At 72.9% G+C, this 10,841-nt stretch carries 12 protein-coding genes; 6 read left to right on the top strand and 6 right to left on the bottom strand.

The genetic code is table 11. The annotated features are described in order from the left end of the window. A partial coding sequence (locus tag OMK64_RS05595; protein WP_272727091.1) for a multifunctional oxoglutarate decarboxylase/oxoglutarate dehydrogenase thiamine pyrophosphate-binding subunit/dihydrolipoyllysine-residue succinyltransferase subunit occupies nt 1-3,545 on the top strand: 3,545 nt, incomplete at its 5' end. A gap of 87 nt (nt 3,546-3,632) precedes the next feature. Here OMK64_RS05595 and OMK64_RS05590 read toward each other — a convergent pair. Beyond that, complete coding sequence (locus OMK64_RS05590; protein ID WP_272727090.1) at nt 3,633-4,589, bottom strand: GlxA family transcriptional regulator; 957 nt, start codon at nt 4,587-4,589, stop codon at nt 3,633-3,635. A 94-nt stretch (nt 4,590-4,683) separates the two neighbouring features. Here OMK64_RS05590 and OMK64_RS05585 point away from each other — a divergent pair, with 94 nt between their 5' ends. Both OMK64_RS05585 and OMK64_RS05580 read left to right on the top strand, forming a co-directional pair. Continuing rightward, the gene (locus tag OMK64_RS05585) at nt 4,684-4,857 is read left to right on the top strand and encodes a hypothetical protein (RefSeq protein ID WP_272727089.1); all 174 of its coding nucleotides are present in this window, start codon (nt 4,684-4,686) and stop codon (nt 4,855-4,857) included. Between the two features lie 198 nt (nt 4,858-5,055). Continuing rightward, nucleotides 5,056-5,649 (top strand): GDSL-type esterase/lipase family protein, encoded by a 594-nt coding sequence (locus OMK64_RS05580; RefSeq protein WP_272727088.1) that lies wholly within the window; start codon nt 5,056-5,058, stop codon nt 5,647-5,649. Nucleotides 5,650-5,737: 88 nt separating this feature from the next. Here the strand turns inward: OMK64_RS05580 and OMK64_RS05575 are convergent, their stop codons facing one another. From OMK64_RS05575 to OMK64_RS05565, 3 genes are all read right to left on the bottom strand, one after another. Then, entirely contained in the window at nt 5,738-6,346 is a 609-nt protein-coding gene (locus OMK64_RS05575; RefSeq protein WP_272727099.1) for a PadR family transcriptional regulator, read from the bottom strand. After that, nucleotides 6,346-7,152: a DUF4097 family beta strand repeat-containing protein gene (locus OMK64_RS05570; RefSeq protein ID WP_272727087.1), complete on the bottom strand. Its 807-nt coding sequence runs from the start codon at nt 7,150-7,152 to the stop codon at nt 6,346-6,348. The genes OMK64_RS05575 and OMK64_RS05570 overlap by 1 nt, the downstream gene beginning before the upstream one ends. 150 nt (nt 7,153-7,302) lie before the next feature. Next, entirely contained in the window at nt 7,303-8,391 is a 1,089-nt protein-coding gene (locus tag OMK64_RS05565; protein WP_272727086.1) for a type IV pilus twitching motility protein PilT, read from the bottom strand. A gap of 107 nt (nt 8,392-8,498) precedes the next feature. Here OMK64_RS05565 and OMK64_RS21190 point away from each other — a divergent pair, with 107 nt between their 5' ends. Beyond that, nucleotides 8,499-8,573, top strand: coding sequence for a 50S ribosomal protein bL37 (locus OMK64_RS21190; RefSeq protein WP_370521008.1), 75 nt, complete (start codon nt 8,499-8,501; stop codon nt 8,571-8,573). Between the two features lie 71 nt (nt 8,574-8,644). Here the strand turns inward: OMK64_RS21190 and rsrA are convergent, their stop codons facing one another. Next, entirely contained in the window at nt 8,645-8,932 is a 288-nt protein-coding gene (gene rsrA / locus OMK64_RS05560; RefSeq protein ID WP_272727085.1) for a mycothiol system anti-sigma-R factor, read from the bottom strand. Next, a complete protein-coding gene (locus OMK64_RS05555; RefSeq protein WP_272727084.1) occupies nt 8,929-9,693 on the bottom strand; it encodes a sigma-70 family RNA polymerase sigma factor in 765 nt (254 codons plus the stop codon). Before OMK64_RS05555 ends, rsrA begins: the two co-directional genes overlap by 4 nt. Nucleotides 9,694-9,770: 77 nt before the next feature. Here OMK64_RS05555 and OMK64_RS05550 point away from each other — a divergent pair, with 77 nt between their 5' ends. Both OMK64_RS05550 and OMK64_RS05545 read left to right on the top strand, forming a co-directional pair. Continuing rightward, nucleotides 9,771-10,316 (top strand): ferritin, encoded by a 546-nt coding sequence (locus OMK64_RS05550; RefSeq protein WP_272727083.1) that lies wholly within the window; start codon nt 9,771-9,773, stop codon nt 10,314-10,316. 12 nt (nt 10,317-10,328) lie between these two features. Beyond that, on the top strand, nt 10,329-10,832 hold the full coding sequence (locus OMK64_RS05545) for a DoxX family protein (protein WP_272727082.1): 504 nt from the start codon (nt 10,329-10,331) through the stop codon (nt 10,830-10,832). The last annotated feature ends 9 nt before the right edge of the window (nt 10,833-10,841 follow it).

The raw sequence follows: 10,841 nt of genomic DNA, 5'->3' as shown, positions 1-10,841 counted from the left end.
CCCCGGCCCCCGCCGCCGCGCCGGCGGCGACCGCACCCGCCGCGCCCGCGGCCGCACCGGTCGCGGCACCCGAGCCGCCGCCCATCACGTCGCCCATCGCGACCGCGCAGCCTGCGACCGCGCCGTACGCGCAGGTCGCGCAGCGCCCGACGCGGATCGAGGCCGCCGAGTCCGGTGACGACGTGCAGAAGCTGCGCGGTCCCGCGGCGCGCGTCGTCACCAACATGGAGTCCTCGCTCGAGGTCCCGACCGCGACGTCGGTGCGCGCGGTGCCGGCCAAGCTCATGGTCGACAACCGCATCGTCATCAACAACCACCTGGCCCGCGGCCGCGGCGGGAAGGTCTCCTTCACGCACCTCATCGGGTACGCGCTGGTCGAGGCGCTCGCCGAGATGCCCGCGATGAACGCCGCCTACACGCTCGTCGACGGCAAGCCGGGCGTCCTGCAGCCCGCGCACGTCGCCCTCGGCATCGCGATCGACCTCGCGAAGCCCGACGGCACCCGCCAGCTGCTCGTGCCGTCCATCAAGAAGGCCGACACGCTCGACTTCGCGCAGTTCTGGAACGCCTACGAGGACGTGGTGCGTCGCGCGCGTGGCGGCAAGCTCGGCGTCGACGACTTCGCCGGCACGACGATCTCGCTGACCAACCCGGGCACGATCGGCACGGTCCACTCGGTGCCGCGCCTCATGCAGGGCCAGGGCACGATCATCGGCGTCGGCGCGATGGACTACCCGGCGGAGTTCGCCGGCACGTCCGAGGACCGCCTCAACGCGATGGGGGTCTCGAAGGTCCTCACGCTCACGAGCACCTACGACCACCGCATCATCCAGGGCGCGCAGTCGGGCGACTTCCTGCGCATCATCGGCCGCAAGCTGCTCGGCGAGGACGGCTTCTACGACCGCGTGTTCGCGGCGCTGCGCGTCCCGTACGAGCCCGTCCGGTGGGTCCGCGACACGTCGAACGACCCCGACGACGAGGCGATGAAGCCCGCCCGCATCGGCGAGCTCATCCACGCGTACCGGTCGCGCGGGCACCTCATGGCGGACACCGACCCGCTCGCCTACCGCCAGCGCAAGCACCCCGACCTCGACGTGCAGAACCACGGCCTCACGCTGTGGGACCTCGACCGGACCTTCCCCACGGGCGGGTTCACCGGCAAGCCGCGCGCGCGCCTGCGCGACGTGCTCGGCCTGCTGCGCGACTCGTACTGCCGCAGCGTCGGCGTCGAGTACATGCACCTGCAGGACCCGCGCCAGCGCCGCTGGCTGCAGGAGCGCCTCGAGTCCGGCTACGCGCGCACGCCGCGCGAGGACCAGCTGCGCATCCTGCGCCGCCTCAACGCCGCCGAGGCGTTCGAGACGTTCCTGCAGACGAAGTACGTCGGCCAGAAGCGCTTCTCGCTCGAGGGCGGCGAGTCCGTCATCGCGCTCCTCGACGCGATCCTGTCGCGGGCCGCGAACACCGGGCTCGACGAGGTCGGCATCGGCATGGCGCACCGCGGTCGGCTCAACGTGCTCGCGAACATCGCGGGCAAGTCGTACGCGCAGATCTTCAGCGAGTTCGAGGGCAACCAGGACCCGAAGTCGGTCCAGGGCTCGGGCGACGTGAAGTACCACCTCGGCACCGAGGGCACCTTCACCGCCGAGTCGGGCGCGACGACGCAGGTCTACCTCGCCGCGAACCCGTCGCACCTCGAGGCCGTCGACCCGGTCCTCGAGGGCATCGTGCGCGCCAAGCAGGACCGCATCGACCTGGGCGGCGACGGCTTCTCCGTCCTCCCGATCCTCATCCACGGCGACGCGGCATTCGCGGGCCAGGGCGTGGTCTTCGAGACGCTCAACCTCGCGCAGCTGCGCGGGTACCGCACGGGCGGCACGATCCACGTCATCATCAACAACCAGGTCGGGTTCACGACCGGCCCGTCGTCGTCGCGCTCGTCGCAGTACGCGACCGACGTGGTCAAGGGCCTGCAGGTGCCGGTCTTCCACGTCAACGGGGACGACCCCGAGGCGTGCGTGCGCGTCGCCGAGCTCGCGTTCGAGTACCGCGAGCAGTTCGACCGTGACGTCGTCATCGACATGCTGTGCTACCGCCGCCGTGGTCACAACGAGGGCGACGACCCGTCGATGACGCAGCCGCTCATGTACAACCTCATCGAGGCGAAGCGCTCGGTCCGCAAGATCTACACCGAGACGCTCGTCGCGCGCGGCGACATCTCCCTGGCCGAGGCCGAGCAGGCGCTGCAGGACTACCAGCAGCAGCTCGAGCGCGTGTTCACGGAGACCCGCGAGGACGGCTGGACGCCGCCGCCCGCCGAGGCCGAGGCCGTCGCGGGCCTCGAGCGCCCGGAGTCGCAGCTCGAGGACGCCGGCATCATGGTCGGCTGGAAGACCGCGGTCGACAGGGGCACGCTCGAGCGCATCGGCAAGGCGCACGTGCGCCCGCCCGAGGGCTTCACGGTCCACCCCAAGCTGCAGCAGCTGCTCAACAAGCGCGAGCAGATGTCGCGCGACGGCGGGATCGACTGGGGCTTCGGCGAGCTGCTGGCGTTCGGCTCGCTGCTCATCGAGGGCACGCCCGTCCGGCTGGCCGGGCAGGACTCGCGACGCGGCACGTTCGTGCAGCGGCACGCGGTGTTCCACGACCGGGAGACCGGCGCCGAGTGGACCCCGCTGCTCTACCTGTCCGCCGACCAGGCGAAGTTCTGGGTCTACGACTCCTCGCTGTCGGAGTACGCGGCCCTCGGGTTCGAGTACGGCTACTCCGTCGAGCGCCCCGACGCGCTGGTGCTGTGGGAGGCGCAGTTCGGCGACTTCGTCAACGGCGCGCAGACCATCATCGACGAGTTCATCTCGTCCGCCGAGCAGAAGTGGGGCCAGCGCTCGTCCGTCGTGCTGCTGCTCCCCCACGGCTACGAGGGCCAGGGGCCGGACCACTCGTCCGCGCGCATCGAGCGGTTCCTCCAGCTCGCCGCGGAGGACAACATGGTGATCGCGCAGCCGTCGACGCCCGCGTCGCACTTCCACCTGCTGCGCCGCCAGGCGTACCACCGCCCGCGCAAGCCGCTCGTGGTGTTCACGCCGAAGTCGATGCTGCGCCTCAAGGCCGCGTCGTCGGCGGTCGAGGACTTCACGTCCGGCACGTTCCGCCCGGTGATCGGCGACGACCTCGCCGCCGCGAAGGCCGACCAGGTGACGCGCGTGGTCCTGTGCTCGGGCAAGGTCTACTGGGACCTGCTCGCCGAGCGCGTCAAGACCGGCGACGAGCACACCGCGATCGTGCGGTTCGAGCAGCTCTACCCGCTCGACGAGGACGCGATCCGCGAGGCGCTCGCGCCCTACGGCGACGCCGAGCTCGTGTGGGTGCAGGACGAGCCGCGCAACCAGGGCCCGTGGACGTACCTGTCGACGCACCTGCCGCAGCTCATCGGCCGCGAGCTGCGGGTCGTGTCCCGCCCGGAGTCGGCGTCGCCGGCCGCCGGGTCCGCGAAGCAGCACCAGGCGCAGCAGGCCCGGCTTTTGGAGCAGGCGTTCGCGCGCTGACGCCCCCTCGGACGACACGAACCCCTCGGCCCTTCGTCGGAAGGTGCCGGGGGGTTCGTCGTGCGCGGCGCGTCGGCAGCCCGGGCGTCAGCCGACCGGGACGTCGACGCTGAACGTCCGGCGGTACGCCTGCGGGCTGGTGCCGAGGGTCCGTGCGAAGTGGTGGCGCAGGACGGCGGCGGTCCCGAAGCCGCACATCCGCGCGATCTCCTCGACCGTCGCGTCGGAGCGCTCGAGCATCTCCTGCGCGCGCACGAGCCGCTGGCGCGTGATCCACGCGGCGGGCGTCGTGCCGGTCTCCGACTTGAAGCGGCGGGCGAAGGTCCGCTCCGAGACGAACGCGCGGGCGGCGAGGTCGGGCACGGTGAGGTCCTGGTCGAGGTTCTCGACCATCCACGCGAGCAGCGGGGCGAGCGTGTCGGCGTCGCACGGCAGGGGCGTGTCGACGTACTGCGCCTGCCCGCCGTCGCGGTGCGGCGGCACGACCATGCGCCGCGCGACGGCGGAGGCCATCGCGGCGCCGAGCTCGCGGCGCACGAGGTGCAGCGCGGCGTCGATGCCCGCGGCGGTGCCCGCGCTCGTGATGACGCGGTCGTCGTCGACGTAGAGGACCGCGGGGTCGATCACCGCGGCAGGGAACCGGCGCGCGAGCTCGGTGGTGTACATCCAGTGCGTCGTGCAGCGCCGGCCGTCGAGCAGGCCGGCCTCGCCGAGCGCGAACGCGCCGCTGCAGATGCTCATGACCCAGGCGCCCCGCTCGTGGGCGCGGCGCAGCGTGTCGAGCACGGCGTCGGGAACCCGCGTGGGCTCGCCGTAGGCGGTCATGACCACCAGGTCGACGTGGTCGGCGGCCTCGAGCCCGTGCTCGACGAGCAGGGAGAACCCGGCCTTGGTGGTGACGAGCCCGGGCTCGGGGGCGCACACCGTGAAGTCGAAGCGGGGGCCGCCGGTGTCGGTCCGGTCGATGCCGAACACCTCGCAGGTGACGCCGAGCTCGAAGGGCGCCGTGTTCGGCAGGACGATCGCGGCGACGGAACGGAGCATGCCGCCAGTATCACCACAGGCGTGGCGGGAACTCAACGGTCATCGTCGGTTCTGCCACTCGTGGCACCTGATCGACGGTCATAGATTTTCTGCCATGACCACCTTCTGGATCCTCGTCGCACTCGCCGCCGCGGCCTGGTGGGTCGCCCGCCTCGTCGTGACCCTGCGCGGCGACGGGCTCGGCACCACGCCGCCGCCGTCGTCGCACGCCGACTGGTCCGACTCGACGTCGGACCTCCCGTCCGAGCCCTTCCGCGTCGCCCGCTGACGCCACGCCGCCCGACCACCGCGCGGGGCGACGTCGGCCCGCCGCCGACGTCGCCCCACCGCCCCTCGCCGTCCACCGCTCGCGGCACCCCGTCGGGCGACAGGCCCACCGATGAGCCACGTCCGGCGCCCCGGCCCTGAGACACTGGGGGCCGGGACGGCGCCACGGGCGCCGCGCGACGGCGAAGGTGAGGGCAGGGTGGGCGAGCTGCGGCTGGCGGTGGTCGGTGACGAGCTGGCCGCCGGCGTCGGCGACCCGAAGGGTCTCGGGTGGGTCGGCCGCGTCGTCGCCCGCACGCCCACGCCCGACCCGCTCACCGCACTCACCCTGGCCGTGCCCGGCGAGACGACCTCCGGGCTCGGTGCCCGCTGGGAGGACGAGGTCGGCCGGCGGCTCTCCGCCGACGCGGACAACCGCCTCGTCGTGGCCCTCGGCCGCGCCGACGTCGACGCGGGTCTGTCGCTGGCACGCTCCCGGCTCAACCTCGCCAACATCCTCGACGTCGCCGAGCAGCGCCGGATCCCCGCGTTCGTCGTGGGTCCTCCCCCGGGCTCCACGGCCGACGCCGAGAAGCTGGCCGACCTGTCGGCCGCGTTCGCCGACGTCGCGACCCGCCGCCGCGTGCCGTACGTCGACACGTTCACGCCCCTCGCGGCCCACGACCAGTGGCTGGGCGACCTCGCCGCGGGCAACGGCGTGCTCCCCGGCCAGGCCGGCTACGGGCTCATCGCGTGGCTCGTCCTGCACACCGGCTGGCACGCGTGGCTGGGGCTGCCGGACGACGCGGCCTGACGGCCGCTCCGACGCGGTCCGCGAGCGTCGCCAGGCTCCGCGCACGACGACGCCCGCACCCCTCGACGGGTGCGGGCGTCGCTGCTGCTCAGCGCAGCGTCTGGCGGACGGCGGCGAGCGCGGTGTCGAGCACGGTCCGCAGCGTGTCGACCGTGAGCTGCTCGACCTTGCCCTGCGCGTCCGCGCGGCGCAGGTCGGCGCGCAGCTCGTCGCGGAACCGGCCCAGCATCGCCTCGGCGTCGGTGCGGCGGACGTGCGACGCGGCGTGCGCGTCGTCCGGGACGGGCGGCTGGTGCTGCACGGCGGTCGCCCGGGCCTGCTGCGCCGCGGCGGCGAGGTCGGCGCGCAGCCCGCGCATCTCGCCGCGCACGTCGGCGCGCACGGACGCGGCCCGGTCGCGCACGGTCTCGGCGATGCCCTCCTCGAGGTCGGCGAGGTCGGCCTCCCGCGCGGCGAGCTCGGCGCGGCCCGCGTCGGTCAGGGAGTAGGTGCTCTTGCGCTCCTCGTCGACGCGGACGACGAGCCCCTCCTCCTCGAGCCGCGCGAGGCGCGGGTAGATCGTGCCGGCGCTCGGACGGTAGGTGCCGCCGAACCGGTCGGACAGCGCGGTGATGAGCTCGTAGCCGTGCTTGGGCCCGGACTCCAGCAGGGACAGCAGGTAGAGCCGCAGCTGCCCGTGCGCGAACACCGGAGCCATCATCGTGCGGCCCCGCGCAGCACGGTGATGTGGCCGGACACGGAGTTGGCCTGCACGAAGCACGCGCCGTCGCCCGTGCGCAGGTCGATCTTGCGCTGGCCGGGCATCGAGCCCTTGTACTCCTCGTCGTCGACGACCAGGCGCCCCGACACGGACTGCGCGCGGACCTGCACGCCCTTGCCGTACGGCAGCCGCACGGTGACGTCGCCCGAGACGGTCGACGCGGTGAGCGACGAGGTCCCCGACGTGACGTCGAGCGTCAGCGCGCCGGACACCGTGTTGGCCTGCACGAGCGTGAGCTCGCCCGACGCGGCGAGCTCGCCGGAGATCGAGCTGAGCCTGAGGTCGCCTGCGTGGTCGCGGACCACGACCTCGCCCGAGACCGTGTTGGCGGACAGCCGCCCACGCGTGCCGTCGACGACGAGCGAGCCCGAGACGGTGGAGACCGACGAGTCCGAGACCGTCCCGGCCAGGAGGCCCTCGGCGCTCACCGTGCCGACCTTCGCGTAGACGTCGCGCGGGACGGCGATGTGCACGTCGGCGCGGTCCTTGTCGCGGAAGTTGCGGACCTTCTCGAGCCACCCCTCCCACCCCGTCAGGGTGAACGAGTACCCGACGCGCAGCTCCCCGTCGACGAGCGTGATCTCGAGCGGGCGCCCCTCGACGTCGTGCACCTCGATCCGCGCACCGGGCTCGTCGCGCGCGACGACGTCGACGCGCCCGCCGACGAGCTGGACGCGCAGGGCCGCGACCTGCTCGACCTCGATGATCTGGGGGTGGGCGACGACCCACGTCTCGGTGGCCATGCTGCTGCTCCTCGTTCGCGATATATCTCGTCTCGTCGAACACGTTATATCGCGTCTGCGGCGCGAGGCAACCCCCACCGACGACGAAGGCGCGCACCGGGCCGGTCGGCCGGTGCGCGCCTCGGCGGGGGCACGCGGGTGGTGCAGGGGTCAGGAGACGAGGCCCGCCTGCCGGAGCTCCACCGTGAGGTCGTGCGGGTTCGTCGAGGTCGCCATGGCCTCCTCGTACGTGATGACGTCGTCCCGGACCAGCTGGAACAGGTGCTGGTCGAACGTCTGCATCTTGTAGAAGTCGCCCTCCTTGATGAGGTCGATCAGCGGCGGGCCGCTCATCGGGTCGAGGATCACCTCGGCCGTGCGGCCGGTGTTGACCATGACCTCGACGGCCGCCCGCCGGCCGGTGCCGTCCGCCCGACGGACCAGGCGCTGCGACACGATGCCGCGCAGCGCCTGCGCGAGCGCCACACGCACCTGCTTCTGCTCGTGCGGCGGGAAGAAGTCCACGACGCGGTTGATCGACTCCGCCGCGTCGATCGTGTGCAGCGTCGAGAGCACCAGGTGACCGGTCTCCGCGGCGGACAGCGCCGCGCGCACCGTCTCCACGTCACGCATCTCGCCGACCAGGATCACGTCGGGGTCCTGCCGCATCGCGGCGCGCAGCGCGACCGTGAAGTCCGCGGTGTCCTGACGGACCTCGCGCTGCGACACGATCGCCTTCTTGTCGTGGTGCAGGATCTCGATCGGGTCCTCGATCGTGACGATGTTGACTTCGCGGTACGTGTTGATGAGGTCGACCATCGACGCGAGCGTCGTCGTCTTGCCCGAACCCGTCGGACCCGTCACCAGGACCAGACCGCGCGGCTCGAGCGCGAGCTCCCCCACGACCTCCGGCAGCCCCAGCGTGCCGAGCGACTCCGCGCCCACGGCGACGCGCCGGAACACCAGCCCGTACGTGCCGCGCGCCTGGTAGGCGTTCACGCGGAACCGGCCGACGCCCGACAGCGAGTACGCGAAGTCCGCCTCGTGCGTCGTGCGGAACTTCTCGACGAGGTCGTCCGGGAGGACCTCCTCGAGCATCCGCTCGGTGTCCGACGGTCGCAGGTCCGGGACCTGCAGCTTGCGCAGCCGCCCGTCGACGCGCACGCGCGGCGCGGAGCCGACCTTGCAGTGCAGGTCGGAGCCGCCCGTGCTGGCGAGGGCGTGCAGGAACGGGATGACGGACTGCGTGCTCTGGGTCACGCAGCCCTTATCGGCCGGAATGCCCGCCGACTTGAGCGGCCGTCAGGGGTCCTCGTGCGATGTGGGACGATGGAGGGCAACCAGCACAGACGTCGAGGAGACGATCCATGAGCAAGCGCGGCCGCAAGCGTCGTTCCCGAGCGGGCAACGGCGCGAACCACGGCAAGCGTCCCAACGCCTGATCCAGGCCGGGACACTCCCGCACGCACGAAGGCCCGGCCCCCTCGCGGGGACCGGGCCTTCGGCCTGTCCGTCAGGTCTGCGACGACCGCAGGTGCACGGTCAGCTGCTCGTGGATCCGCACCCGCAGCGTGTCGGGCGCGACCTCCTGGCAGCCGCGCCGCACCAGGTGCTTCACGACGACGTCGACGTCGTACTCCTGCAGGCACCCCTGGCACTCCGCCAGGTGCGCCCGGATCGTCTGGGCGTCGACGTCGGCCAGCTCGGCGTCCAGGTACTCCCAGAGCCGGTCCAGCGCGTCCTCGCAGTTGTTGCCGCACCCGCCGGTCAGCTGCTTGACCGACTCGTCCATCTCGCTCATCGAGCACCCTCCGGCGCACTCGGTGCCGCCGCCACCAGGCCGCGCTCGCGCGCGTAGTCCGTGAGCAGCTCCCGCAGCTGCGCACGCCCCCGGTGGAGCCGGGACATCACCGTCCCGATCGGCGTCCCCATGATCTCGGCGATCTCCTTGTAGGCGAACCCCTCGACGTCGGCGAGGTACACCGCGATCCGGAACTCCTCCGGGATGCGCTGCAGCGCGTCCTTCACGTCGGAGTCCGGGAGGTGGTCCAGCGCCTCCGCCTCGGCGGAACGCAGGCCGCTCGACGTGTGGGACTCCGCACGTGCGAGCTGCCAGTCCTCGATCTCCTCCGACCGCGACTGCTGCGGCTCGCGCTGCTTCTTGCGGTAGGAGTTGATGTACGTGTTCGTCAGGATCCGGTAGAGCCACGCCTTGAGGTTCGTGCCCGGCCGGTACTGGTGGAACGCCGCGAACGCCTTGGTGAAGGTCTCCTGCACCAGGTCCTCGGCGTCGGCCGGGTTGCGCGTCATGCGCAGGGCGGCGCCGTACAGCTGGTCCAGGTAGACCAGTGCCTCGGCCTCGAACCGCTCGGTCCGGGCGCCCTCGTCCTCGGCGTCGGGTGCGCGGTGGGTGTCCTCGCTCATCGCCCACGAGCCTAGCCCCGCGAGCGGGGTACCACCGGCGGGCGCCGCGTCCGCGGACGGCAGACCCGCCCAGCCGATGACGACGCCGGGCACGGCGGGGGCGGGCGCACGCACGGGCGCCTGGACGGTCGGGCTCATGCGCTGCTCAACGACACGTACGCGCGACGCATTCCCGCCGACGGCGCGTCGCGCCCGCGCGCACTAGCGTGGCAGGCATGACGGCACCGTCCACGGGCTCGGAGTTCCTCCGGCTGCTGCGCGAGCAGATCGGGCACGAGTTCGACGCGCACCAGCAGTACGTCGCGATCGCGGTGTGGTGCGACGGCCAGGACCTCCCGCAGCTGGCCCGGCACTACTACCGGCAGGCGCTCGAGGAGCGCAACCACGCGATGATGCTGGTCCAGTACCTCCTCGACCGGGACCTCGACGTCGAGATCCCGCCCGGGAGCCCGGTCCGCAACCACTTCTCCTCCGTCGTCGAGCCTGTCGCGCTCGCGCTCACGCAGGAGCAGCAGGTCACCGAGCAGATCGAGGCGATCTTCCGGGCCGCCCGCGCCGAGGGCGACGCGCTCGGCGAGCAGTTCCTGCTGTGGTTCCTCAAGGAGCAGGTCGAGGAGGTCGCCTCCGCCCGCACCCTGCTGACCGTCGCGACCCGCGCCGGCGACAACCTGTTCGACCTCGAGAACTTCGTCGCCCGGGAGACCATCGGCGACTCCGGCGAGTCACCCGACGCCCCGGCCGCGGCCGGCGGCGCGCTGTAAGGAGGAGTCCACGTGCTGCTGCGCCGCATCGCCCGCCCCCTGTTCGCCACCTGGTTCGTCGTCGAGGGCCTCGACGTCGTGCGCCACCCCGCGGTGCACGCGGCCCACGCGCGCGCCGCGCTCGACACGGTCGACGCACGCGTGCCCGCGGCGGTCCGCGGCGCCGGCGCCACGCGCGGCGTCCTCGGCCTCGAGCTCACCGAGCGTCAGCTGCGGTCCGCGGTCCAGGCGCACGGCGCCGCGCTCGCGGTCGCGGGCGGGCTGCTCACGCTCGGGAAGGCACCCCGCACCGCGGCGCTCGCGCTCGCGGCGCTCACCGCGCCGCTCGTCGTCGTCAACCTGCCCGACAAGGGGCTCGACCGCGACCCCGTCGTCAAGGCCGAGCGGCGCACGCGCCTTGTGCGCGCCCTCTCGGCCCTCGGCGGCGCGCTGCTCGCGGCGGCCGACCACGAGGGCCGTCCCGGCATCGCGTGGCGCGTCCAGCACCACCGCGCCCAGCACGCCTCGCACGACTGACCGCACGCG

It is taken from the genome of Cellulomonas fimi (assembly GCF_028527925.1).
Lineage (GTDB): Bacteria > Actinomycetota > Actinomycetes > Actinomycetales > Cellulomonadaceae > Cellulomonas > Cellulomonas fimi_C.
This window is presented reverse-complemented; position numbering and strand designations above follow the sequence as displayed.